We start from the raw sequence: 25,907 nt of genomic DNA, 5'->3' as shown, positions 1-25,907 counted from the left end.
AACTAAAATAAAAATGTGGTATAATTAAATTGATGAAAAAAAGGGGTGTTAATTTGAGAAACTCTAGTAACAGATTCAATAGCGGGCAAACTGTGAAGCTTAAGGACACCGGCGAAGAAGTTACCATTCTAAAATGGCAATATGTAAAAAATATGAAAAGGTATTCTTACACCGTTAAGGAGCATCCCGAGACATTCTTTTTCGAAGAAGAATTTCAAAGTCAATAGATTAACGTAAAAAGACCAAATCCAGAGGATTGGTCTTCTTTATTCTTCATATTAAAATTCTGCATTTCCTGTTGTTCTTGGGAATGGTATAACGTCTCGTATGTTTGACATACCGGTTAGGTACATAATTAATCGTTCAAATCCTAGACCATAGCCTGAGTGTTTTGTTCCACCGTATTTTCTTAGTTCTAGGTACCACCAATAGTCCTCTTCGTTCATACCAAGTTCATTTATTTTTCCAGCAAGAATATCTTCACGCTCTTCACGTTGACTTCCGCCGATTAATTCCCCAATTCCTGGTACAAGCAAATCTGTTGCCGCAACTGTGCTTTTATCTTCATTTAATCTCATATAGAAAGCTTTAATTTCTTTCGGATAATCCGTGACAAACACAGGCTTTTTGAACACTTTTTCACATAGGAAACGCTCATGTTCTGTTTGTAAGTCAAGCCCCCATTCAACAGGGTAGCCAAAATCTTCACCAGATTCTTTTAAGATTTTAATCGCTTCTGTATACGTTACACGGCCGAAGTCAGATGTATGTGCGTGTTTCAGGCGATCTAATAGCCCTTTTTCAATAAAGCTGTTAAAGAAGTTCATTTCTTCTGGAGCTTGTTCAAGAACGTAGCCGATTACATACTTAACCATCTCTTCTGCAAGATCCATAACTTCAGGAAGCTCAGCAAATGCTAATTCAGGTTCAATCATCCAGAATTCCGCTGCATGTCTTGCAGTATTTGAGTTTTCCGCTCTAAAAGTCGGTCCAAACGTATAAACATTACGGAACGCTAATGCAAATGCCTCTGCAGATAATTGTCCACTAACAGTTAAGTTCGTTTCTTTGTTGAAGAAATCCTTAGTTAAATCTGTTTTTCCCTCATCATTCTTTGGAGGGTTATCGATGTCTAGTGTCGTAACTCTGAACATTTCACCTGCACCTTCGGTATCACTTCCCGTGATAATCGGTGAGTGTACGTAAACAAATCCTTTGTCTTGGAAGAACTTATGAATCGCATAGGAAGCTAAAGACCTAATACGGAAAACAGCTGAAAACGTGTTGGTACGTGGTCTTAAATGTGCAATGGTTCTTAAATACTCAAATGAATGTTTTTTCTTTTGCAAAGGATAGTCAACATTTGAAAGTCCTGCAATCTCAATATTTGTCGCTTTAATTTCAAACGGCTGTTTTGCCTGAGGAGTATGGATAAAATCTCCTTCTACTTTAATGGATGAACTAATTGGAAGCTTTGCAATTTCTTTGAAATTTTCCAATTGCTCGTCAAATACGATTTGAACACCTTTAAAGAAGCTACCATCATTCAATTCAATAAAACCAAAGGTTTTTGAATCGCGAACGGTACGGATCCATCCTGATAATTGAACCTTCTGATCTATGTAGCTTTCTGTATTTCTGTACAAATCCTTAATTAGGGCTTGTTTCATTTTCTTTTGTACCTCCAACTCTCACGTAAAAATAAAAATCCTCCCGTCCGTGGGACGCAAGGTAATGATTTTTCACAGTATCTTTGTTTCTTATCCCTTCAATATTATATAAAACTCACAACAAATAAGCAATATTCTACAATTTTTCCTGAAATCTGTTAGATATTTTTCAGAATATTTGCAGGATTTTTCTTATGAGGAGTCGAAATAATTAGGAAATGTTCGATTCTTGATAATGGGAGTGTTGATTGTGGATAAAGTTACTTGTATTGCCTATCTTCTGTATCATTCTTCTAAGAATCAAACCATCCAAGAAAAAGCGATTCAATTATTGAATGGTGATGTAACTATAAGGGAATTAAAAAGAAATACGACCACCCAGGCCTTATTAATACAGGCAGAATCTACACTAAGAAAGAATAACTTCGACAAACTGCAAGTTCAGAAATTTGCCGAAGAATTTTTGTTACTTGAGGTCTAAGCTTCCTTCGGGAAGTTTTTTTCATAAGGCTCTTTTCCTTTATAAAAACAACCTTTCATAAACAAAAATTTCCTTGCCATTTTCGTTCAAAGCTGTTTTAATAGAAATTAAACCTAAAGATTTCCAAAATTCCTTAGCTTTTCCATTTTCTTTTAGGACTCCTATGCGAATACGTTCTAGGCCTCTTTTATGCATTTCACCTTCATAAAGTGAATATGCCTGTGTACCAAAACCAAATCCTTGGTAATCACGATGAATCATTAAAAGCCCCAGCCAAGGGCACCGATCTTTTGGACTTTCCATTATGTAGTCTATAACCCCGATATACGTATCATCCAACTTAATAAATACACTTGTTGTTACAGAATTCAAGAATGCCTTTTCCATATCCGCAAGTTCCCTTTTGGCATTTCCATTTTCAAGAACATTATAGTCTGTATTCGAATTTATGATTTCAAGCGCAATGTATAGCGTTTCTTTTGTTATCTCTTCAAACTGCACTGACATATTTGTCCTCCAATCATTTAATAAAACCGGTATTTTTATTTTACCTTAATTAGATTTAAATTTTAAAAATATATAATGAGAAAGGTGATTCTATGGTTCAAGTTAATGTAAAAGTAACATTCGAAGGAAAAATATATTTAACCAATGTCTTAGCCAATCGCAACACTTCCGAAGAGGAAATATACCGCCTAGCGTTTGAACAGGTTGAAAAACAATGGAAAAACAATTAAAATACCAGTAAAAACAGCGGCCATTATTTGGACGCTGTTTCTTGTGTTTTATGCTTCGATTTCATATAATGTCTCCGGAACATCCTTCATTAATGGGCTGATACTTTTCGTTACAAATAAATGCAGCCTATGCATCGCACGGGTACACACCGTGTAGAATAATTTCCGTTCGCTTTCATTTTCATACTGAGAACTATCAAAGAGAATTACCGCATCAAACTCAATCCCTTTTGCCAAATAGGATGGAATCACCAATATCCCTTTTTCATATGCAATGGTCGATTTCTCGATTAGATGAAGAGGTAGCTCATTTTTAAGTGCGGCATATACCCTTATACTTTCTGCTGCCGTTCTACAAATAACAGCAATCGTACGATGGCCTTCTAACAAAAACTCATTGATCTTCTCCGGTATTAAACGATCTAATAAGTCTGAATCGGAAATCTTTATGGTTGGTTTTCTGCCATGACGATTAAATGGTTCAATCAGTTCCCCGTCTTCAACCAAACTGCTGGTGAAATCAACAATTTCCTTTGTAGAACGATAGGTTTTAGTCAAAACGATCTTTTCTACATCCTCTACCTTCTCTTTATAATCAGAAATTACTGTAGCTGAACCTGTCGCACCTGAAAAGATAGCTTGATTAAAGTCGCCAAGAAGCGTCATTTTACTATAGGGAAACATCCTTTGGATGAATGCAAATTGAAAAGGTGAATAGTCCTGTGCTTCGTCAATAAATATGTGACGAATACCTGATGAAGACTTCCTTCCCTTAATCAAATCCTGCAAATAAACAAAAGGTGTTGCGTCTTCATAGGCAATTATATAGTTTGCTAATTTGTCTACAGTCTGCATACAAATTTGTGTCCATTCATCAAGAAGAATTTCTTTATGATTTGTACCCTTCGTAAATAGCTGGCTATATAATCCCTGCATATCTATAAAATTCAGCTTTTTCACTCTAGAAAATAACGACCTAAACTTTACTTTTACTACCCGTTCAGCAAGAAATTTTTGTTCCTGTTCAAAATCATCAAAGCTATTATGACTGTATCGGTTTTTACCCTGTAATTCCTGGTACACCTCTTGATAGTCCTCTTTTTCTAAATATTGTACCTCTTCCTCCACCCAGCTTTTTGATCGTTCCTGTTTAACTCGTCTTTTTAGCTCTCTTAAAAGCCAATCCCTCACCATTTCCATCCGATTAGGGATGGTAAAGCTCGAATCTAATGAGTAAAAATATTCAGAGATTGCTTTATTCGAAATGAGAATTTCACCGCGAAAGACTAAATCTTTGAACAGCAAACCTTTGGTTGATAGAGCCTCTGCATATTGATCAATGATTTCTTTAAATGTAAGACTAGCCTTATATCGAATTCCCGATACTCGTGTATGATAGTCCTTTGTATCCTCCTGGTTAAGTAAAAATTCCATTTGGTCAAATGGGTCCTCAACTTCAAACGCTTTTCCAATGCGGTGGTTTAAGTATTCCATAAAGGTAGCCTGTTCCATATTCTCTTCCCCTAATTCAGGGAGTACCGTTGATACATAAGAGTTAAAGAGTGGATTCGGAGAAAATAACATAATATTTTCAGACTTTAACGTATCACGATGACGATAAAGCAAATACGCAACCCGCTGAAGGGCAGCAGATGTTTTACCACTTCCTGCGACACCTTGCACTATTAAAAGTTTGCTTCGTTCGTTTCGAATAATTTGATTTTGTTCACGCTGAATCGTTGCCACAATACTTTTCATTTGGGCATTAGCATTATTACCAAGGACCTCCTGAAGCATTTCATCACCAATGGTTACACCTGTATCAAACATAGCTTTAATTTCAGAAGCTCGAATGATAAACTGACGTTTTATTTTCATTTCGCCGTTAATTTCTCCATCTAATGTATTGTACTCTGCCGGACCTGGAGCATAATCATAATAGAGACTGGAGATGGGCGCCCGCCAGTCATAAATTAAAAAATTCTCATCCAGTTCATCCATAAAAGAAGCAATTCCGAGATATACATGATCAACAGCAGTCTCTCCATTTTCTAAAAAATCAATCCGTCCAAAATACGGTGAATATTTTAATCGTTCGAGGGTTCTAATCTGCTTATCCATTTGCCTAAACGTTCGTTCACGCTCTGATAACAACTCTGCTTGTTGTTTTATACTCGCTGCTGTTTCAATAACGTCATCCGGTTCATCCATATTAACCGTGACATCTTCCCAGAAAGTTTTTCGAAGCTCAAGTACGTCTGAACTGACACCACCTGTATTTTTCTGGAGTTTTTGCTTTTTCTTCTCAATCTCCTTGATAACAAAGTTCACTCGCTCCTGCTCGAATTGCAAATCCTTATTCTGCATATCGCTCATATAACCACTCTCCAGAAAAATTTTGGTCTATATTATTTGACAACCATCCTCTTTTCGTGCTATAGTTATTATAGGAATATTGTGCAATATAATAATATTCGTAACAAGACCAACATTCATTTTATCATGAATTTTTTTTGTTTACAATAGATACGTACGCCGCTATGGCGTTTTTTTTTACTGTTTCCTATTCGATACTTCCTCACCTTCTTCTGGTCTAAAATCTCCATAAACCCAATCTCTATATTGACCATATAACAGAATCGATAGTAACCTTAGGATAATATAATCAATGGTATGAAATTTTTCTTTAACCAGTGTTAACTTTTTAAAAACCAGATCTAAACACATTGTCATGACCAATACTCTAAGTTGGGAAATCCAATTATTTTGCTTCAAAAACGATAATGTTGAAAAAAATGACAACGAAATCGCATATAACGGGACCAATACAAAATGTTCGTTCCAGGAATGATACTTCCCTAATCCAAATCGAATTTTCCGAGAGACAGCGAATACAAATAGTAAATTTGCTTCGGTTATCAAGATCGTGAAGAATAGTGAAATGAAGCGAATCACTGGATTTCTTTTATTTAAAAAGTTGTTCCATCCATCACTCAATCTGAAGTATAAAGGAATTAATATTAAGGTATAAACAGTTCTCCACCATTTATGTTTATATACTTTTAACTTCAAAAAAAGAACTTCTACCAATGCAAAATATAGACCGCCTAATAAATTTCCAAACCCTCCAATTTTTTGGGCTGTAAAGAATAAGGCAGTAAAGGGCACAAAAATAGCCTGCGATAAAATAGCACCAAGGATATTATCAAAATAATTTTTTTTTAAAATTCTTGGCTTATATTTATAGGCTCTAAACAGATTTAATACAAAAAACTCAAATAAGTATGCCATACCAATATTCGACATTAATAAGATAAATAATTGCATTTTGTTTTTACTTTTAAAAAAAGAATAACCCAGTAAACCTGAGTGGATTAGGAATAAAATAATAAAAGGTATTTTATTATATTTTGGATTCTTCATTCACATATCCCATTTCAATGTTGTTTTAATAGTAGTATTTGATTTGCCTCCCTTTTCATTCCACTTTCATATAATATTTCCACATTAAAGGTCATCGTTCATTGAACGGTGGCCTTTTGTGTTAATCCATTTTCTCTATAAGCTGCTGATACCAGATTTGTGTCTGTTCAGGATCTTTATCATTTATAAATATTTTTCTATCCTTCATTTCAATATAAATATACGGAGATGACCCTTTTTGGATAAAGAGTAAACTGGTTCCATATCCAGTTACTTTAAATTGTCCTTTAGAAAGCGCAGGGAGTCCCACTCCATTTGTCCTTACTGTAACCTCAGGTAAATGATCCATTAGTTCAATCGAAATAATTTCTTTATATGTCCACTCATCCCCATACATTCCGGTAATCTGTCGGCTAAGGAAGGGATATCACTATCCCTCCCTCGCCTAAGAACGGTACGTGACTCTTTCGATGTCATACCGCTCAAGCATTCAATCACCCATTAAATAAGTGGGCGGCAGTTGTTCTGAGATACGCTATAGATTTCTTTTTGCGTTGCATTTCTTTTCTGTTGATAAAATAATTCCTATCTAAATACGGGTTCATATCAAGTTTTAGAGCAATGTGTCTTACAATAGGAGTATCTCCTGCGTTGTGCAGTCTTTCATTACCGTCCATAAAGACCCATTGTCGTGAACCGATTTTTTTCCAGTATTTTCGAATTATCCACCTTTTGCCTTTGTTAGGGTGTCTTCTTTTACACCATTTCCACAACATGTTCCATATTAAGTGATTTAGATTTTTAAATGTCTGCTTTGAACATACGGCTTGATGATAATTGCACCATCCCTTGATATTCCGGTTTAGTTTTTTTATTAGTTCCTTTTGTTCAATCGCCTTATTTGATTTAATGACATTGCTTATATTTCGGATTATTTTCTTGAACGATTTTTGAGAAGGGCTAATAATCAATTTGGTCTTTCTTTTCCTGAAATTCCATCCTAAGAAGTCAAAGCCTTCGGAAATGTGTGAAATAAGTGTTTTTTCTTTAGAGAGGGTTAGCCCTCTTTGAATTAAAAAAGATTCTATAATGCTTTGGATTTCAATTAGAGTTTCTTTATCAACTGCACTGACAATAAAGTCATCTGCATAACGTATGATATTTATTTTCTTGTGATTTTTGTGTTTTTTATCGATTTTCCCTTTACTATTCATCCAATATTTCTCTGCAATTGCCATTTCCATACCATCTAATGTCATATTAGCTAGAGTAGGGGAGATAATACCGCCTTGTGGGGCTCCAGAATCAGTGGGAAATAACTTTTTATCAAAGATGAAGCCTGCTTTTAGGAACTTGTTTAGAATTTTCTTGTCCATAGGTATATTGTCTAATAACCAGTTATGTTGAATGTTATCAAAACAGCCTTTGATATCTCCCTCTAATATCCAAGTGCCAGCTCTTTTGTAAGAGAGGAGGTTGAAGATATTGGACATTGCGTCATGCGTACTACGATATTTCCTAAAACCAAAGGAAATCTTATCTGCAGTTATCTCTGAGATAGGTTCAAGTGATAGAAGATATAACGCTTGCATTACTCTGTCATGGAATGTAGGTATACTGAGTGGACGTTTCTCCTCTTTTCCAAACTTTTCTATGTAGACTCTTTTTAATGGTTTACATTTGTAGTTCCTATTATTTAAGTTTAGAACAGCTTTCATCTTCTCATGAGGTTCGTTCCATTTGATTCCATCTACACCTGCGGTGTTCTTTCCTTTGTTAGTTGTTACTCTCTTTACAGAGAGAGCCTTAGCATAGAATGAGTTAACCAATAAATATTGAAGTCGTTTCACAAGATTTTGTTTCCCATCTCGAACTGCCTTCGTAATCCTGATTTGAATTCTATTAACAAATCTTTCAGCTTGTTTCCAATCTATGTTTTTCCATTGAAATTCAAGCATTCTGTTTGTAATGTTCTCACGTGGGGACCCACATGCAATTGACGCATTTACATTCATAGTTATTCCTTTCATTCTTACGATTGAACACCTATTGGAAGTCAGCTACCTTTCAGTACAGGGCAAAGTTTGAACCCTTATATTATCAATTACAGATAATCATTCGCTTTCTCCAATTTCCTTTACCCTCTGAACAATTGTATCTTCCTTACGGTTGACCTACTCCTTTGAGAGTTCATAGGGCTTACCTTGTTCCGATGTGTAAATAATTTGCTTTCCCTTAGGTTCTGACTATAAGCCGAGAATTGTTTGTCCGTTTTCATTAACCCGCGTCGAGTGATTAATGCCTAATTCTGCCCCATTTTGGGTAGAGCGTGTCAACCATATTTCGCTCAGCAAAGGTAACGACTCTTACATCAGTTCACATAAGTTAACCATAGGAAAGCTTTTCCTAGCAATATATAGATATATGGTTTATCTAGTTCTCACATTGTCCTGTCAGCTTCAAACCAGAGGATTGCTCCCATCGCATGTGACAGTAGGAATACTCCAAACGGAAGGAGCAGTCATATAATGACAATTTACACAACGACTTCAAGTCGCACCGAAGCTATCCTTTTTCGTTACTAGCTCGTAGCCCTGATAACTAAAATAAGAAACCACGCTAATTCCGCCAATAACCAGAATTAATAGCGAAATACTAATGATATAACTGCGTTTGCGCTTTTTTGGAACTTCATATTTAGTTAGGTAAATCAATCCACCCATCAAAAAAATGAACATAAAACCAAATTGAACTTCCATTGCAAATTTAAAAGAAGTAAACAGGAGCGGCAGCAGAATCAACATGCCAATTGCTGTTAATATCAGCAATCCACCAACCTTTTTCGGGTACCCGCTTTTAATTAATTGCTCCTGTTCCTCCTTCGGGCGTGTTGCGAATCCGGAAATAAGCCAATATCCTTCCTTCTTTCTAACGGCCCAACCTAGAATTAGAAATAGCAAAATGACAACGGCTTGGACACCTACTATTCCCCACACGCAAAAACCCCCATATGTATTGAATTTTGAATATTTTATTCTATCTACTATACGAACGAGTACCTTAATTGGATTCATCCCGAATCAAAAAGGCCGATATTTTGTAATCGGCCAAACTTGTTTTAATCATCAGGGTCGGATCATTACCCTAGTACCATTTGGAACCTTCTCTGATAACTGAAGAACATCACGATTATGCATTCTTACACAACCATGCGAAACCGCTTTTCCTATCGAACTTGGATCATTTGTTCCATGGATACCATAACCTTGTTTAGATAACGATAGCCACAAAACACCAAACGGTCCGCCGGGGTTCATTTGGCGGTTAACAATCACAAAATCACCAGTTGGTGTAGCTGTCAGCATTTTCCCTACAGCAATCGGGTAGATTTTTTCCAATTTTCCATTCCTATATAAAGAAAGTCTTCGCTTACTAACGGAAATTTGTATAGAAATTGGAATTGTACTTGGATCTGGAAGCCCGGGGATTTGAATTCTTTGTCCTACGTACAGCTGCTGGTGATTGACACCTGGATTTGCCGCATAAATCCGTGCCAGGCTTACCCGATAGTCCAATGAAAGTTGATAAAGGGTATCACCAGGCTTTACGATGTGAATCATACTATCCCACCTTTTTTAACTAGCATATGTTGGGATTTAATAACCGTTGCTTAATTCTTCTTCCTCAAGCCTAAATAAATGAGCCATATCCTGACGAGTGTGTTTTGTATAAAAATAGTCATTCGTATGCGGGTCATAAATATAATCCTTCTTCCAATCCTTTATGTTCCTAGTTATCTCTTTCATTGCTTCTAAAAACAATAAAATTTCCGCATTCGACATAATTGGATGCAGTGAAAATCGGACCCAGCCTGGTTTTGTAGACATATCTCCTTGATCTATTTGCTCAGCAATTTGTTTCGATTTATGTTTGTCAATTTCCAATAAATAATGACCATATGTTCCTGCACAAGAGCATCCTCCGCGGACCTGAAATCCATATCGATCATTTAGCAAACGGACAATAAGATTGTAATGAATATCTGTGATGGTAAATGAAACAATGCCGATTCGATTCCGCTGATGATTCTCTAATACATGAAGATTCGGTATATCTTCCAACCCAGTTAGCAGTAGTTCAAGCTGTTCTTTCTCTCTAGCTAAAATCTTTTCAACTCCCATTTGTTCCTTTAGTTTAATACATAGGGCGGTACGTATGGCTTGAAGTATCCCTGGTGTTCCTCCATCCTCACGATGTTCAATGTCATCAATGTATTTGTGTCCGCCCCACGGATTCGTCCATGCAACCGTCCCGCCGCCAGGGTGATCAGGTACCTTATTGCTATACATTCTTTTATCAAAAATTAATACACCACTCGTTCCGGGTCCACCTAAAAACTTATGGGGTGAGAACAGAATGGCATCAAGTTTTTCCAGAGGGTCTTTAGGGTGCATATCCATCTTCACATATGGAGCCGAGGCAGCAAAATCAACAAAACATAGACCGCCGTGTTGGTGCATAATTTTCGCCAACTGATGATAAGGGGTTTGTATTCCAGTCACGTTCGAGCAAGCAGTGAAGGATCCAATTTTAACACCCCGATCCCGATACTGGTTAAGAAGCTGCTCGAGATGTTTCACATCTACCGCACCCTTTGGGTCAGGTCTGATAATTTCCACATCAGCCAACGTTTCAAGCCATGAGGTTTGATTTGAATGGTGCTCCATATGTGTGAGAAAGACAATGGGTTTTTCATTATCCTTAATCTTAATGCTCGCTTTCCATTGCTCTGGGACTCTCAGCCCAAGTAATCTCTGAAATTTATTCATGGCAGCCGTCATCCCAAAGCCATCAAGAATCAGTACGTCGTTCTCATCGGCATTTACATGTTCCTTGATAATTTTTCTTGATTGATTATAGATTCCAGTCATCATAAGACTAGTAAAATTGGATTCAGTATGTGTATTAGCCATGTACGGACCAAACACCTCTGAAATTCTTCTTTCTATAGGACGAAATAATCTTCCACTTGCCGTCCAATCTGCATATATTATAGGTTTTCTTCCGTATGGGTGGTCGAATTCCTGATGATTGCCAATAACTTGAGACCGAAATTTTTGAAAGTATTCCTCAAGATTGTCCGGCAGCCGAAAGTATTTACTTCCGATCCTTGCAGTAATCATAGTTCAGCACCTCTCCATTAAATCCTGCTAATTACTATATGCAAAGCTTTCTTTTACCGATAATAAAAACAGCCTGATCCCATGGGATCAGACTGTTTCCTTTATTTATTAATTTGAATTCCTTGCCGATTCCTTCCGATTGACTTCATCAATTTTTTGAACAAACATTTGGAAAACTCTCTGCTTTTCTTCCAAGTCCTTAATATATTCTTTTAATTGATTATAGGTTTCTTCAAAGGGTTTATGATATCTTTGCCGTATATTTTCAATTAATTCCTCATTCACTGTTGACTGAATGACTTGCTTGGTAATCCCATATTTATACGAATAGACCTTTAATTCTTGTGCCACTTCTTCATATTCTTTATCAATTTCGGTAAGGACTACCGATATATCATCCTTCCACTCTTCTAGTGATTTTTGCAGATAGGATTTAACCATTGTTTCTTCCATCGATTGCACCCGCCTAATAAAGTCTTATGTAACTTCATTATAACGGTAATAGTTTTCATCCTAGTGTCTAGTAGTTTACAAAGCTATATCAAATAATAGGTATTTGTTCCGATTTACATATAAATTTAGGTTAATAGACGCACATTAAGAAATGGTATTAATGGTAATAGGGACACTTTGTGTAATATTATTTGCATTTCCTAAATCAATATTGATTAATAAGGAATATTTAAAGGTGTCTTCATTATATTGAACTTCATCAGGAATATCGAGTAAAAAGGGGATCTTTCCAGTTTGGTTTGGGCTGCATTCAAGAGAACAGAATACGGAATGACTATTTAAAGTTTCCTCTACAAAAGCCTGTGAATCAATCCCTATTAGATCGATATCATATCTTTTAATTTTATTCTTGAGTAGTCCGCCCGTTATCTCAATCGTCCCATTTATGACACTGCCGGCTTCGTAAACCTGCTTATCCAAATGAACCATCGTTTTTGGCAAACCAATCTTCAATTTTGTTAAATAATCTTTTAATGTCATTTTCTCCACCTGTTCCCTAAAATAGGCATAATAAAAGACCGGCATTTGTAATCAAGCTGCTTCAAATGTTAAAACATAAAAGCCCCTGTACTTGGCGGTCCATGACCTCCTTCGCTTTAGCCGACGAAGTTAGCTGACGGGTAGGATGGCGAAAGAAAAGTTCTCATCCTTTCTACTTGGTAGAATTAACCCCTATTAATTGGTTCCTCCGTACCCAGGGTGATGGGTTTTGGCCGAATATTAAATTCATAATATGACGCTAATTCTAGCCCCAACCTGAACCGTTGTAAAGAGTGAAATTCACTTAAAATACCCGTTTAATCCCCAATTTAAAGTAAAAACAAGAGCTTTTCTATTGTTTGCTCATGAATCTTCGTTATCTTGCAGCATAGATTATCTTTAAGAAATCCTATTTTGTAAGGATGTCAATGAACTCATCAAGGCCTGTGGAATATTTTATATACATTCTTGGTAAAAATAACAATTCATTTTTCAGTCCTTTTTTCGTATAGAGTGAGGGTGTAGTTGTCAAACCAAATTGATAATACTTTTTTACCTCTGATCCGACACGTTCATTGAAGTTTCCATAAGGATACGCAAGTGCTATAACCGGTTTACCGGTCATTTTTTCAATTTTTTCCTTCGAGCTTTTTAATTCATATTGAAGATTCTCTACTTTTGTTAAATCCGGGTGTGTAGCTGTATGAGACTGAACAGAAATTACACCAGTGGCTGCCATATCCCTTAATTCAGATTGTGACAAACGGTTCCTACGCCCGACAAAATCGGATATAACGAAAAAGGTTGCGGTAGGTTTAAAGTGATGATCTGTTAACTTTTGAAGAATTTCAAATGCTTTTTGATTATTTTTATAACCATCATCAAATGTAATAAAAATTGGTTTTTTAATTTTACTAATATCCTTCCATCTTTCAAATGTTAATAACGTATATCCTTGATTTTTCAAATAGGTCATTTGCTTTTCAAAATTTTCAGGTGTTACATATAATTCCTTAGAGCCTACACCGTTATATTCATCGATTGAGTGGTAGATTAAAATTGGAACCTTATTCTGTGCTTGAACATGTGCCGGAAGGCAAACCATAAGAAGAAAAACCAATACAATCCTAAACATTAGCTTCACCCTTTTTCTCAATGTCTCGAATATTATTCCTCACTTAGAGCATTTTATCTATTCGTTAAGGTTAAACCTAAAAAACAACAAACACTAAAGGAGATCTTCAATGTCTGAATACAAGGTTTTATTTTTGGATATCGATGGAACCATCATTACACCTGATGATTCTATTGAGGAAACGACAATTAAATCTATACAACAGGTTCAGGAAAAAGGAATAGAAGTCTTTTTAGCTACAGGCAGACCCCTACATGAAATTAGGGAACTTGCGAAGAAGCTAAATGTTCGCTCCCTTATCGGATATAACGGTGCATATGGCATTTATCAAGGGAAGGACCTCTTCCAAGAGCCTATGAATAAAAAAAGTGTCCAACAATTCCTAGAAATAGCGAAAAATAATAAACATGAGGCTGTTCTTTATACAAAAGACAAAAACATATTTACGGATCTAAACGTGGATTTTGTACAAGAATTTATCGAGAAATTCCATTTACATAAGAACGATTCCTTTACTCCTTCCAAGGATTATGAGGTTTTGGGCATGACATTGATAAACGTAGACCCAAAGGATTTATCCTTTTATAGAAATGAAGATGGTATTCATTTAACTCAAGTAAATGTGGAGGGCATGCGCCATTGTTATGATGTAATTAGAGACAAAATCAATAAGGGGATTGGTGTCCAATATATTCTTAAACACCTCGGTGTCAACAAGGAACATGCGATAGCTTTTGGTGATGGTTTGAATGATAAAGAAATGCTGATGAATGTCGGTGAAGGTTTTGCGATGGGTAACGGTCATCCGGATTTATTTCAGTTTGCCAAACACAAAACAACAACAGTAAGTGATTCAGGGATTTATAATGGATTAAAAAAGCTAGGGGTTATTGAATGAATCCCAACAAAGAAAAAGCTTGGTTTTCGCTATCAAAGGCTGTGCATAGCGCACAGCTTTTTTTGCATGAATTTGTTGTTATTTCGTGGTATCCGTCTTGTTTTGATAGCTTTTGTCACCGTGCAGGAAAATGGGGTATTCAGTAGAGAATTTACTATCTAAAGAGGTTTTACCGTAAATTAGATAGAGAGGATTTGAAAACTAATGAGAACTTTCACCTTAAAGGAAGTTTCCAAAAAAATAAATGTTAAACCGGCTACTTTGAAAAAATGGGAAGAAGAACTTGAGGAATATCTAGAAATACCGCGAACGAAACAAGGAGCAAGAATCTATTCACAAGTGGAAATAGATTTACTTTTAGAAATTAAGGCATTGCACAATAAAAGACTCAATACCACGATGATTTTACAGACTTTACGAGGGGAAACTGATATTAAAGAGGTAATATCTGAACTGGATGACGAAATTTCTAAATTGGAAGAAACTGATACTGAACTCGAAGAACGAATCCATTTTCCTGAAGAAGCAGTTGCTGAACAGAACGAAGAAATCTCAGAACCCAATGAAGAAGTTCACAAACCTGCCGCAGTAACCTCTGAACCAGAAGAAGAAATCAATGAAACTGAATCCCAAGAATTAGCAATTATTTCTCACAATGCCACCCCTGTAGCGGATGAGGAAATCTCCATTAAAAGCGCAGATGAATTTTTCCTCGCAATGGATACGTATAAACAAACCTTTTTAAATGAAGTAAAAGAGGAAATTAGAAACGTACTTCGAAAAGAAGTGGTTGAAGAGGTCAAAAAAGAAATTGCAACTGGCACGAACTACACTGTAAACACTCTTTCTGAATCTATAAACCAATCTACCGCTACCACGAAAGCAGAGCTCAAAGAACTGTCTGTCAACTTAGACAAAAATACAGAGCAGACAACAGATAGACTTCTATACTTATCTAAAAGTATTGCCAACGCCTCTCATGAAACATCTGAAGAAATTTATATTCTATCAAAGCAGTTATCGCAATCTACTGAGGAACTCGCTCATTATGTAGAAATTACAAACACAGAAATTATTGGCCTATCGGATACAATTGAAAAAGACCGTGAAGACCGCGTGAAGGAACGGGATCTCTTCCGAAATGATATTACACAAAGAGAAGCAGCTTTTCAGAATTTATTAACTAGCTTCCGAGATGTAGCCGCTGCAAAAGAAAAGAAATGGTGGAAATTTTGGGAATAAGATGTCAAGTCGCTTTGCTTTTGGTCCATTTTTTAGGCGGGGGGAATCATTATGAACACAAGCGAAGTTGCAAAATTATTGGGGGTATCTGCTAGTACCATTCAACGCTGGGTAAAACAGTTGGAATTGCCGATGGAGCGCAATGAACGGGGGCATTATCATTTTAATAAAGAGGATATTGATCTTCTAAAAAATATTCAGACGCAAATACAAAATGGGACCCTCCTTCAAGAAATAGCTCCTGTCCGAGAAAAGAAAACGCGCAAAGGGATCGTTAAAGAACCTGAAAACAATGCTGAACTGGAAAGATTGTATACGATCGTTACTGAATTGGAGGCAAAGGTGAATTCTAAAGCCGACTCCGTTGCCTCCTACCAGTTGCTGCAGCACCGCAGGGAAATTGAAGAGTTACAGAATCAAGTTAAAGATTTAACAGCACAAGTGGAATCCATCCAAACACAGCTTAATGAGAGTAAGAAATCTATTTTGCCTGACCAACCGTTAGTCTTAGAAAAGGGAAAGGTTAATAGGAAAAAGAAGAATTTCGTCAGTTCTTTTTTTGGATTTTTAGGATAACTAAAAGAGCTAATCGCCTTGAACACAAAAAAAAGCCGAATGTTCATAGACATTCGGCTTTTTGCATTTATATCTTTAATTCTACAAGCGGTTTCGTATACTTTTTTATCATATAACTTCCCAGGACCATACAAACGATAAAGGAAAATGCGAGTAAGAATAAATAATTTTCCGAGATAGAATTCGGTAAGATGGCCTGAATCGATTTAATAATAAACCCATGAAATAAATAAACATAAAGTGTTCTTTCACCAATCTTTGTGATTTTGTACTGATTCGACGGAATTAACGGCAAGAACGCAAATACTACAATCAACGTTAAACCATACTGCAATGCACGCAACAATCCATCGCTTATCTGCATCCCTCCCATATTTTCGTAAGATGTATCACCTAACAGCCATGGTACCGCATCTTGAGGGAACCCTAATCCAAAAAATATGAATGTCATTGCGATAATAGCTATTCCTGCCGGTACAGCATACTTTGCCCGAACAATCATTTTTAAATGGTCTCCGTTTAATAAGAAACCTAATAAAAAGTAAGGAAAGAAAACAAACGTCCGAGATATACTCAAAAAACTTCCTACATTATCGATATAACCAATTCCAATACCAATGATAACGGCGATGAATAAACCAACCCATTTTAATCGAGCAAATACATAAAGCAGTAAATTCCAAAAGAATAAACTTAAAAGGAACCATAATGACCAATGCGGCTGGAACAAATCAAATTCAAGTGTTTTTTCCTTACCTACGAGGTAGTAAACAACTGAATATATGACTTGAAAAATAAAATAAGGAATCAGTATTTTTTGAATGGTCTTTTGCAGGTACCCTTTCTTTTTATATCCCTTTGCAAAATATCCTGATATCAAAATAAATGCTGGCATGTGAAACAAAAATATTGCCGTATATAATGTAAATAAAATCTTATCTTGGTCCTTATAAGGGCTAATCATATGCCCAAAAACAACAAGAAAAATTAAAATGAATTTGGCATTATCGAAATACTTACTTCTATTTTCAGTTGAAGCCATCCTATCCCCCCTAAATTTTTAACAAAAGTTATTTTAGCAAAATATCCGACTAAATTGTATATCTTATTCTCCATTTTACCTTATTAATGTTACAGGGGGATTTAAGATTGGTTACTTTCGATTTCGTTCCATTTACAATTCTGAAATAATAATCATTTATTCCTATGCTTAAAATACTATTGGTAATTAATGCTATTACCAACTTGTATGACCTGATGATAAAAATCACATACACAACGAATATTTAGTGGTAGTATGCAGAGTAAGTTTTAAATATTTAACAAAGAAACGAGGTAATCCTTTGAACTTTCCACAATTAAAAATTGCACATATCATGCCAAAGGTTCCCATCTTCCAAGGTGGAATGGGTGTAGGTATTTCATTAAGTAAACTAGCTTCAGCTGTTGCAAATGCTGGTGGTGTCGGTATTATCTCTGGAACAGGTATTTCAACCGATGAAATGCGTGATCATATTAGAAAAGCAAAAAGTTTAGTTCAAGGTGCAGGATATATTGGCGTAAATGTGTTGTTTGCGATGAATGATTTTGCGGAAAAGATGAAAGCTGCACTTGAAGAAAAAGTTGATTTCATTATTTCTGGGGCGGGAATATCGAGGGATATGTATGCTTGGGGACGAGAGGCTGGGATTCCTGTTATTTCGATTGTTTCTTCAGCCAAATTGGCCAGAATTTCTGAAAGGCTTGGAGCTGCAGCGGTAGTAGTTGAGGGCTTTGAAGCGGGCGGACACCTTGGTACGGATCGGCCGATGTTTGATATTCTTCCGGAGGTAGTGGAAGCAGTATCGATTCCAGTTCTTGCTGCAGGTGGAATTATGACTGGTGAAGATATTGCCAAAGCCATTTCAATGGGGGCTTCTGGCGTTCAAATGGGAACACGTTTTGCAGCGAGTGAAGAATGTGACGCCCCATTATCATTTAAACAGAAATATGTAAATGCCCGTCAAGAAGATTTGGTTTTAGTTAAAACGACGGTTGGGTTACAAGGTAGAGCCATTGCCAATAAATTTACTAAATTAATTAGCGGGTCTGACAAATTAAAAATCGCTAAATGCCATGATTGCTTGAAAAATTGTTCTTACCGCTTTTGTACGCTTGATTCCATGTTCAGAACTGTTGGAGGCGATACCGAAAATGGTCTTGTCTTTCCTGATGCACAAGGCGATGTGGAAAATGGACTTGTCTTCGCCGGTGCAAGAGTTGGTGAAATCAAGGAAATCCTCCCTGTTCAAACCATCATTGATAATCTAACGTTAGAGTATCAAAACGCTGTAATCTAAAATTAAAAAGAAGAAGAGACAACCAAATTTCGTTGTCTCTTCTTTTATTATGGCAGGTTTTTGATTTTATTCATAATCGATGTTCTTGGTTTTGGGTCAGGTATAAGCTCTGGATAGCCAATAGCCAATACCCCTATGAGGTCATAATTTTCAGAAACTCCTAGAATTCCTCGATTTTTCGCTGTTATTCCAATCGATGACCAGAATGTGCCTACCCCTCCAGCCCATGCAGCCAAATTAAAGTTCTGAACAAAACAGGCCGTCGCCAGTGCATTTTCCTCCTTCTCCACAGCTGTTGCACCATGTTTCGAGGTTACAGCAATAAGTAGAGGAGCATTTCCAAAATCCGTCTTATGATTTAGTTTTGCCCTCGTCTCTGGTCCAATAAAGTAAACTTCCCAAGGTTCAGTCATTCTGTGATTAGGGGCCATTTTTGCAGCTTCCAACCAAGAATAAATCAAATCGATTGGAACAGCGTCAGTTTTAAACTTTTTAATTGTCCGCCGATTTTGGATCACTTCAAGTACATTCACTTATTTTTTCCTCCTATATTCAATATTCTTTCGTTCCTTCTAATTGATATTTCGTCTCTAACTCAACCATTCCTATTTTAAACAAACCTTGCTTGAATCCAAGTAGTATGAAAAAAAGTGATTGAGCTAAGAAAAATATCCCCCATCCCTGCGCAGGAAAAAAAGGAGTTAATTGAGCTAAGTTTGTCGCGTCACCTGCTGCATGAGGCTGCAACAAACTTATGATAAATATATCATAGGCTGTAAAAAACGATTCCACTAATAATACTGAAGCAAGTAACAGTAAGAGATTTTGGATTACCTTTTGACTTCCTTTAATCAAGAAAGCGAGAAATAACAAACCGAAGGAGGCAAGCCAAAATAAACCATAAGGATTCCGTACCCATAATATAAAATTAATAATGATGACTCCCAATAGCAAATCAATGAAGAGTATATACCTTTTCCTTTTGATTAACCAAAATGATACATATGCCATAAGGGAAGAAATCATATAACCTGCGACGCATGTTATAAAATCGATAACCCAAATCGATTGAGTTCCGTGTGTTACTCCATCTGCATTCATGAATATTGAAATGGATTCAATATTGCCGCCAAATAATGCCATAAATGCGTGTCCTGATTCATGAATTACCGTATTGATTATTCTAAAATAATCACCGATTAGCGGGATTTGTATTAAAACGAATGCCAACCCAAGGAAGAGGAAAAATTTAATACTAAGTTTTTCTTTTATTGATTCCATTTACTTTCCCCTCTCTTTTCAGTTTATTGTCTATTATTATTTCCATCTTAACACTTTTCTTTATATTCTGAAAAATTTATGACCCTTTTTACCTTGATTAAAAATAGGCAATTAATCACATTATTCGACAAACCAACAACTTTTGTGTTACCATCGAGTTGTTGCAAATTACGAACGTTCAATTAAAAAGGAGGAATGACTTTGATAGAATTTAAAGACATCGTAAAAAAATATAAAAACAAAACGATTATTAAGCCTTTCTCAATCAATATAGATGCAGGCCAATTAGTTGTTTTTATCGGACCAAGTGGCTGTGGGAAAACTACATTGCTTAAAATGATTAATAAATTAATCCAGCCATCTGCTGGAAAGATTTTTGTAAATGGAAATGACATTTCCACTATCGATGCTATCGAGCTGAGGAGAAATATTGGCTATGTGATCCAAAATACTGGCCTGTTTCCACATATGTCGATTCAAGAGAATTTGGAACTGATTCCTAAACTTAAAGGGGAAGACCCAGTGGCTATTGCCAAAAAAACAGAAGAACTACTTCATGTGGTTGGATTAAACCCTGCTGAATACTTGCACCGCTATCCAAAAGAATTAAGCGGTGGACAGCAGCAAAGAGTTGGGGTAGCAAGAGCATTTTCCACCGATTCAGATATCATTTTGATGGATGAGCCTTTTAGTGCATTGGATCCTGTGACAAGAAACTCGCTACAAGATGAACTAGTTCAAATGCAAAAAGAGCTTAACAAAACCATCATATTCGTTACCCACGATATGGACGAAGCAATTAAAATCGCCGATAAGATTTGTATTTTGAAAGATGGCGATATTCTCCAGTTTGACACTCCTGAAAATATTCTCAAAAACCCAGCCAATGAATTTGTCGAAGGATTCATCGGGAAGCGGCGAATTTGGAATAACCCTGAGTTATTAATGGCTGAAGATATTATGATTCCTAATCCAGTTAAGATCACCGCGAAGCGAACTGTTTTACAGGCAATCGAGATTATGAAATCCAATAAAGTAGATAGCCTTATGGTAACGGACAAAAATAATATTTTAATAGGACTAGTGACTCTTAAAGGAATCCAATTATTGAATCGAAATTCCGAGATTGAGAGTATCATGGAAAAAAATATTCTTGCAGTTTCAGAGGAAAGTAACTTAATTTCCGTGTTAGCGACAATGAATGAACACAAAATTGGATATGTTCCTGTTATCAACCATGCAAAGCAATTAACAGGTCTTATTACAAGAAGCAGTATTTTATCGGCATTAAGCAGCCAACTAATTGATTTGGAGGTGGCCTTTTAATGGCTGATTTTTATAACTATCTAAGTTCAAGCTACGAACAAATCCTAAATTTATTAGGTCAACATATCTACTTAAGTGTCATTTCAGTACTGATTGCGGTCATTATTGGGATTCCACTTGGCATAATGATTTCACAAGAGCCAAAGCTTTCAAAGCCAATTATCGGAACGACTAATGTTATTCAAGCTGTACCAAGCTTGGCTTTACTTGGGTTCCTAATTCCCTTCATTGGAATTGGCAGTGCCCCTGCTATCGTTATGGTTGTTCTTTATTCGCTGCTTCCAATTGTGAAAAACACTTATACAGGTTTAACAAACATTGATTCTGATATTCTGGAAGCCGCCAAAGGTATCGGTCTGACCAAGAGTCAAACCATGAAAAAGGTTCAGCTGCCGCTAGCCTTTCCGATGATTATGGCGGGTATCAGAATTTCTGCCGTTACCGCTGTTGGTTTGATGACCATCGCTGCCTTCGTTGGCGCAGGCGGTCTTGGATATCTCGTATTCTCAGGCGTACAAACTGTTGATAACAACATGATTCTAGCCGGTGCCATCCCAGCCTGTATTCTGGCACTGCTTATTGACTTTATCGTTGGTAAACTTGAAACTTCATTCTCTTATACGAATAAGCAGAAATCCTCTTCAGCAGTTAGTAAAAAGGTAAAACGTTTAGTAATAAGCCTTGCAAGTGTACTGATCGTTGCTGGAGGCGCGTTTACGGTTTATTCGAAGGTAAATGCAGCGGAGAAAATTGTCATTGGGTCAAAGAATTACAGTGAACAGCTGATTTTAGGAAATATGATGGCGGAATTAATTGAAAGCAAGACTGATCTTGAAGTTGAAAGAAAACTGAATCTAGGCGGTACGCAGGTAGCTTTTGGTGCCATAAATAACGGCAACATCGATGCATATGTGGAATATACCGGGACTGGTCTTGTAAATATACTGAATCAACCTGCACAAAGTGATTCTGATAAAGTGTATGACTACGTAAAAAAGGAATTCAAAGAGAAATATGGTATTGACATGTTTAAACCTCTTGGATTTAATAACACCTATGCAATAGCAGTTCGTCCGGATACAGCAGAACAATTTAATCTGAACACTGTCTCCGATCTTGCTAAAATAAGCAATGGCTTGATTATGGGGCCAACGATTGAGTTTTCTAACCGAGAAGATGGATTAATTGGTCTTGAACAAGCCTATAATATGGAATTTAAGGATGTTCAAGCAGTTGATGGCGGATTGCGCTATACGGCTCTTGATAATCAAAAGAGTGATGTAATCGACGCATTTTCAACCGATGGATTGATTGAGGAATTTGGTTTAAAGGTATTAGAGGATGATAAAAACTTCTTCCCTCCATACTATGCCGTTCCCATTGTCAAAGAAGAGACTCTAGAGAAACATCCTGAATTAAAAGATGTTCTAAATTCACTTGCTGGTACATTGACAGATGATAAAATGCGAAATCTGAATTACAAAGTTGACAGCCTGAAGGAATCACCAGCAAAGGTTGCAAAAGAGTTTTTAAAAGAAGAAGGATTAATCTAATGAGTAAAGCCGGCATACAAGCCGGCTTTTTTCTATTCCTCCATAAAATGTACAACCCGTTCGTAGGTTTCATCATCACCAATAATCAGTAGAATATCTTCCTCTTGAATCAGTGCATAAGGCCCCGGAGAAATAATTAATTCTCCCTTTCGCTTCATTCCAATCACGGTTCCCCCTGTGTTTTGCCAAAACTTCACTTCAGATATTGTCTTACCGGTATGTATACATCCTGGAAATACCTCCACCTCAATCGGCGCCAATGGGTTGGTATGACGCAGCTTTGTAGAATAATCCATGATTTTCTGTACGGTATCCAAAAGCTGTACTTCAATCTTGTTTTTCTCTTTCACAAGCGCGTTAATTTCTTTTTCTAGGTCCTTGATACTTGCCAAATTGGAGAAACGATGAATATATTTATAGGCGTTCTCCCTTGAGGAAATCACTATTCCGCTGCCCTTAGTTGATATAACAATCTCTACATCTTCTAAAATTTTGATGGCTCTTCGAACCGTTTCTGGTGAAACTTTGTATTCACTTGCCAATGTGGATCTTCCATGAATCTTTTCACCGACTTTGTACTTTCCGTCGTAAATTCGATTCGCTAAATCAATGGCAATCCTTTCATACGTTGGTATTTGTGCCCTCTGCATATATGCCTCCACTTTTCACTGAGTCAATGTTAATTTATATTTCCACTATACGCTAAAAAAAATGGGGATGGAATAGCTGTATAACGTTTGGACATAATCATAGTAAACAAGAACTGTGTAATCAACACGAGGTGAAAATATGAATCAAAAGTTAGTCTTAATTCTTAGTTTACTTTATGTAGCTTTTATGGCTTTCCTATTTTTTCATTATCGCTCGGACGGGGAATCTTATAAATCAACCGTTGCCATAGGCGGAATGGTTTGTGGGGCCGTTCCACTTCTCTTAGCCCTATTTACCAAACTCAAGTTCAATTTGCCCATTGTTATTTCCTATTTACTATTCTTGGTCGGTTCACAATACTGCGGCTCAATTCTAGGCTGGTATGGTCTTGGCTGGTGGGATACCTTTGTGCACTTCCTTAGTGGTGCCATTCTTGCGTTTTCTGGAATCGCATTATATGAACGTCTGGTACATCGAGATGCGGAAGTGGAAATATCACCTTGGATTATCTTCCTATTTACCTTATCCTTCGCAGCTTTAGGCGGTGTGATATGGGAAATCTATGAGTTTAGCTGTGATCAATTTTTCAATATGACCTTGCAAGGCGGGGGAAATGACGATACCATGATCGATTTAATCTCCGATACAGGTGGTGGATTGATTATAGCCATTTTGGCCGGGATAAGAACGAAGGTAAAGCTCAAGAAAAATCGAGATTATCCCCAATTATCATGAATCCAAAAAAGGTCTTGCGGATATATTCAATTACCGCAGATATAATCGAAATTCCACAGATATACAAGATTAAACACCGAAATAAATTTTTAAACAACAAAAAAGCAGCCTAAAAATAAATTTTTAGATCTGCTTTTCCATGTTATACAGGTACTGCTGCGTAAAACTCTTCGTATAGGGCCTGAACGGCTCTTTTTTCATCGACTTCTTTCACACCGAACATCATACTTACCTCTGAAGAACCTTGATTAATCATTTCAATATTAACCTCTGCTTTTGCTAAGGCTTTAGAAGCTCGTGCCATTGTTCCAACGTTTCTCCGCATTCCTTCACCAACCACCATAATCAATGCGAGGCTATGCTCGATCTTCACTTCATCGGCATTCAATTCTGACTCAATTCTCCAGATGATTTCATTTTCCATATCAGGATCTAGCTGAGATTCTCTTAAGATTATGGAAACATCATCAATTCCTGACGGTGTATGTTCATAAGAAAGACCATATTCTTCTAAAATACTTAATAGCTTGCGTCCAAAACCAATTTCTCGGTTCATTAAGTATTTGCTTACGTAAATGCTGCAGAACCCTTCATCACTAGCGATTCCAACAACCGGTCCATTAGTATTATCCCGTGTATATACAATTCGAGTACCAGGTGCAGTCGGATTGTTTGTATTCTTTATTTGAACAGGAATACCCGCACGGAACGCAGGTACTAACGCCTCATCGTGCAGAACGGTAAATCCTGCATAAGAAAGTTCACGCATCTCACGGTACGTTAATTCTTTAATTTCCTTTGGATTTTTTACAAGATTAGGATTCACTGAGAATACAGCATCCACATCGGTGAAATTTTCATATAAAGCCGCTTTGATTCCATTGGCTAAAATCGAACCTGTTATATCTGAGCCGCTACGTGAAAAGGTGAACACTTCACCCTGTTTGCTATAGCCAAAGAATCCTGGAAAAATAATGATACCTGGGATTTCACGAAGGGAATATAAATTAACATATGCTTCTGGTAACACCTGAGCATGACCAGGTTCATCACTTACAAGCAATCCTGCTTTCCCTGGATTTATATAAGTCGCTTCTACACCCTGTTCCCTAAAGTAGGCAGCAACTAATTTTGCATTATTATCCTCACCACTAGCTTTTACTAAGTCCATAAACCGATCAGGTTTACTTTTGTCTCCATTTAATCTTTCAGTTAAATCGTGATGAATTTCACTAATTACCTCATCAGGGAGATCTAACTCTGCTGCAATGGAGGAATATCTAGATATAACGGCGTTAAACTTTTCCTCTGGATTACTATCCTGCAGACACAACTCCGCACACTCTATCAGCAGGTCCGTTACCTTCTCATCTTCAGAAAATCTCTTTCCAGGAGCAGATACAACCACTACCTTCCGCTCAGGATCAGACATTACAATCTGAAAAACCTTTTCGATTTGTTCTCCGGACGCTAAAGAGGATCCACCAAACTTTACTACCTTCATTACAACATCACCTATCCCAAAAAGTATAATCTTAATTTTAATCCTATTCAGAAAATAATCAAGTGTTTTTTTCTTCCACAAAAAGACATTTGTATTTCTAGGAAAGACAAAGGGAAAAGCGGAAGCGCCCTGGTCAGCGGCGTATGGCCTGGAGCGCTCTAACTGAGATAAAGGAAACAC

General features: G+C 36.8%; 27 protein-coding genes and 1 riboswitch. Of the genes, 10 read left to right on the top strand and 17 right to left on the bottom strand.

Annotation, left to right across the window (positions count from 1 at the left end; translation table 11 throughout):
• Positions 1–53: 53 nt before the first annotated feature.
• Positions 54–227: a hypothetical protein gene (locus tag V7108_RS07525; protein WP_335567780.1), complete on the top strand. Its 174-nt coding sequence runs from the start codon at positions 54–56 to the stop codon at positions 225–227.
• A gap of 51 nt (positions 228–278) precedes the next feature.
• Here V7108_RS07525 and asnS read toward each other — a convergent pair whose 3' ends face one another.
• Positions 279–1,670 (bottom strand): asparagine--tRNA ligase, encoded by a 1,392-nt coding sequence (gene asnS / locus V7108_RS07520; RefSeq protein WP_335518563.1) that lies wholly within the window; start codon positions 1,668–1,670, stop codon positions 279–281.
• Positions 1,671–1,920: 250 nt separating this feature from the next.
• Here asnS and V7108_RS07515 point away from each other — a divergent pair, with 250 nt between their 5' ends.
• A complete protein-coding gene (locus tag V7108_RS07515; RefSeq protein WP_335518566.1) occupies positions 1,921–2,151 on the top strand; it encodes a hypothetical protein in 231 nt (76 codons plus the stop codon).
• A 39-nt stretch (positions 2,152–2,190) separates the two neighbouring features.
• On the opposite strand, the gene V7108_RS07510 is transcribed toward V7108_RS07515, so the two are convergent.
• Positions 2,191–2,658, bottom strand: coding sequence for a GNAT family N-acetyltransferase (locus V7108_RS07510; RefSeq protein ID WP_335518570.1), 468 nt, complete (start codon positions 2,656–2,658; stop codon positions 2,191–2,193).
• A gap of 92 nt (positions 2,659–2,750) precedes the next feature.
• On the opposite strand from V7108_RS07510, the gene V7108_RS07505 reads away from it, so the two are divergent.
• Entirely contained in the window at positions 2,751–2,888 is a 138-nt protein-coding gene (locus tag V7108_RS07505) for a BA3454 family stress response protein (RefSeq protein ID WP_335518573.1), read from the top strand.
• A 48-nt stretch (positions 2,889–2,936) separates the two neighbouring features.
• On the opposite strand, the gene helD is transcribed toward V7108_RS07505, so the two are convergent.
• From helD to V7108_RS07455, 10 genes are all read right to left on the bottom strand, one after another.
• Positions 2,937–5,264 carry an RNA polymerase recycling motor HelD gene (gene helD, locus V7108_RS07500; RefSeq protein ID WP_335567779.1) on the bottom strand — a complete coding sequence of 776 codons (2,328 nt, stop codon included), beginning with the start codon at positions 5,262–5,264 and terminating at the stop codon, positions 2,937–2,939.
• Between the two features lie 177 nt (positions 5,265–5,441).
• On the bottom strand, positions 5,442–6,311 hold the full coding sequence (locus V7108_RS07495; protein ID WP_335567778.1) for a hypothetical protein: 870 nt from the start codon (positions 6,309–6,311) through the stop codon (positions 5,442–5,444).
• A 121-nt stretch (positions 6,312–6,432) separates the two neighbouring features.
• Positions 6,433–6,708, bottom strand: a complete 276-nt coding sequence (locus tag V7108_RS07490) for a PH domain-containing protein (RefSeq protein WP_335567777.1) — start codon at positions 6,706–6,708, stop codon at positions 6,433–6,435.
• 97 nt (positions 6,709–6,805) lie between these two features.
• Positions 6,806–8,326, bottom strand: coding sequence for a group II intron reverse transcriptase/maturase (gene ltrA / locus V7108_RS07485; protein WP_335567776.1), 1,521 nt, complete (start codon positions 8,324–8,326; stop codon positions 6,806–6,808).
• Positions 8,327–8,860: 534 nt separating this feature from the next.
• Positions 8,861–9,307, bottom strand: a complete 447-nt coding sequence (locus tag V7108_RS07480; RefSeq protein WP_335567775.1) for a DUF3784 domain-containing protein — start codon at positions 9,305–9,307, stop codon at positions 8,861–8,863.
• A 129-nt stretch (positions 9,308–9,436) separates the two neighbouring features.
• Complete coding sequence (locus V7108_RS07475; protein ID WP_335519889.1) at positions 9,437–9,931, bottom strand: L,D-transpeptidase family protein; 495 nt, start codon at positions 9,929–9,931, stop codon at positions 9,437–9,439.
• A 36-nt stretch (positions 9,932–9,967) separates the two neighbouring features.
• Entirely contained in the window at positions 9,968–11,494 is a 1,527-nt protein-coding gene (locus V7108_RS07470; protein ID WP_335519892.1) for an aminotransferase class V-fold PLP-dependent enzyme, read from the bottom strand.
• A gap of 108 nt (positions 11,495–11,602) precedes the next feature.
• Positions 11,603–11,947, bottom strand: a complete 345-nt coding sequence (locus tag V7108_RS07465) for a hypothetical protein (protein WP_335567774.1) — start codon at positions 11,945–11,947, stop codon at positions 11,603–11,605.
• Between the two features lie 144 nt (positions 11,948–12,091).
• Entirely contained in the window at positions 12,092–12,487 is a 396-nt protein-coding gene (locus V7108_RS07460; RefSeq protein WP_335567773.1) for a sporulation protein, read from the bottom strand.
• Positions 12,488–12,590: 103 nt separating this feature from the next.
• Positions 12,591–12,732: riboswitch (cyclic di-AMP (ydaO/yuaA leader) on the bottom strand.
• A gap of 164 nt (positions 12,733–12,896) precedes the next feature.
• Positions 12,897–13,622, bottom strand: coding sequence for a polysaccharide deacetylase family protein (locus V7108_RS07455; RefSeq protein ID WP_335519253.1), 726 nt, complete (start codon positions 13,620–13,622; stop codon positions 12,897–12,899).
• A 109-nt stretch (positions 13,623–13,731) separates the two neighbouring features.
• Between V7108_RS07455 and V7108_RS07450 the strand changes: the two genes are divergently transcribed.
• The 3 genes from V7108_RS07450 (at position 13,732) to V7108_RS07440 (ending at position 16,338) form a co-directional block, all read left to right on the top strand.
• Positions 13,732–14,520 (top strand): HAD family hydrolase, encoded by a 789-nt coding sequence (locus tag V7108_RS07450; protein WP_335519256.1) that lies wholly within the window; start codon positions 13,732–13,734, stop codon positions 14,518–14,520.
• A gap of 204 nt (positions 14,521–14,724) precedes the next feature.
• A complete protein-coding gene (locus tag V7108_RS07445) occupies positions 14,725–15,762 on the top strand; it encodes a MerR family transcriptional regulator (RefSeq protein WP_335519260.1) in 1,038 nt (345 codons plus the stop codon).
• A 51-nt stretch (positions 15,763–15,813) separates the two neighbouring features.
• Positions 15,814–16,338 carry a MerR family transcriptional regulator gene (locus tag V7108_RS07440; protein ID WP_335519263.1) on the top strand — a complete coding sequence of 175 codons (525 nt, stop codon included), beginning with the start codon at positions 15,814–15,816 and terminating at the stop codon, positions 16,336–16,338.
• A gap of 67 nt (positions 16,339–16,405) precedes the next feature.
• Here V7108_RS07440 and V7108_RS07435 read toward each other — a convergent pair whose 3' ends face one another.
• Entirely contained in the window at positions 16,406–17,380 is a 975-nt protein-coding gene (locus V7108_RS07435; protein WP_335519266.1) for an acyltransferase family protein, read from the bottom strand.
• A 334-nt stretch (positions 17,381–17,714) separates the two neighbouring features.
• On the opposite strand from V7108_RS07435, the gene V7108_RS07430 reads away from it, so the two are divergent.
• On the top strand, positions 17,715–18,677 hold the full coding sequence (locus V7108_RS07430; protein ID WP_335519306.1) for an NAD(P)H-dependent flavin oxidoreductase: 963 nt from the start codon (positions 17,715–17,717) through the stop codon (positions 18,675–18,677).
• A 47-nt stretch (positions 18,678–18,724) separates the two neighbouring features.
• On the opposite strand, the gene V7108_RS07425 is transcribed toward V7108_RS07430, so the two are convergent.
• Both V7108_RS07425 and V7108_RS07420 read right to left on the bottom strand, forming a co-directional pair.
• On the bottom strand, positions 18,725–19,210 hold the full coding sequence (locus tag V7108_RS07425) for a nitroreductase family protein (RefSeq protein WP_335519269.1): 486 nt from the start codon (positions 19,208–19,210) through the stop codon (positions 18,725–18,727).
• Positions 19,211–19,229: 19 nt separating this feature from the next.
• Entirely contained in the window at positions 19,230–19,958 is a 729-nt protein-coding gene (locus V7108_RS07420) for a M50 family metallopeptidase (RefSeq protein ID WP_335519272.1), read from the bottom strand.
• Positions 19,959–20,159: 201 nt separating this feature from the next.
• On the opposite strand from V7108_RS07420, the gene V7108_RS07415 reads away from it, so the two are divergent.
• Together V7108_RS07415 and V7108_RS07410 are read left to right on the top strand one after the other, a co-directional pair.
• Positions 20,160–21,284 (top strand): ABC transporter ATP-binding protein, encoded by a 1,125-nt coding sequence (locus tag V7108_RS07415; protein ID WP_335567772.1) that lies wholly within the window; start codon positions 20,160–20,162, stop codon positions 21,282–21,284.
• Entirely contained in the window at positions 21,284–22,837 is a 1,554-nt protein-coding gene (locus V7108_RS07410; protein WP_335567771.1) for an ABC transporter permease/substrate-binding protein, read from the top strand. The genes V7108_RS07415 and V7108_RS07410 overlap by 1 nt, the downstream gene beginning before the upstream one ends.
• 32 nt (positions 22,838–22,869) lie before the next feature.
• Here V7108_RS07410 and V7108_RS07405 read toward each other — a convergent pair whose 3' ends face one another.
• Complete coding sequence (locus tag V7108_RS07405) at positions 22,870–23,487, bottom strand: TrkA C-terminal domain-containing protein (protein WP_335519280.1); 618 nt, start codon at positions 23,485–23,487, stop codon at positions 22,870–22,872.
• 139 nt (positions 23,488–23,626) lie between these two features.
• Here V7108_RS07405 and V7108_RS07400 point away from each other — a divergent pair, with 139 nt between their 5' ends.
• On the top strand, positions 23,627–24,223 hold the full coding sequence (locus V7108_RS07400) for a hypothetical protein (protein WP_335519283.1): 597 nt from the start codon (positions 23,627–23,629) through the stop codon (positions 24,221–24,223).
• Between the two features lie 142 nt (positions 24,224–24,365).
• Here V7108_RS07400 and V7108_RS07395 read toward each other — a convergent pair whose 3' ends face one another.
• Entirely contained in the window at positions 24,366–25,727 is a 1,362-nt protein-coding gene (locus V7108_RS07395; protein WP_335567770.1) for an aspartate kinase, read from the bottom strand.
• Positions 25,728–25,907: the final 180 nt, after the last annotated feature.

Origin of the sequence: Neobacillus vireti (genome assembly GCF_036962345.1) — a bacterium.
Taxonomy (GTDB): Bacteria; Bacillota; Bacilli; order Bacillales; family Cytobacillaceae; genus Neobacillus; species Neobacillus vireti_A.
Note: the sequence above shows the minus strand (reverse complement) of the source record. Positions and strands in the feature narration are given on the sequence as shown.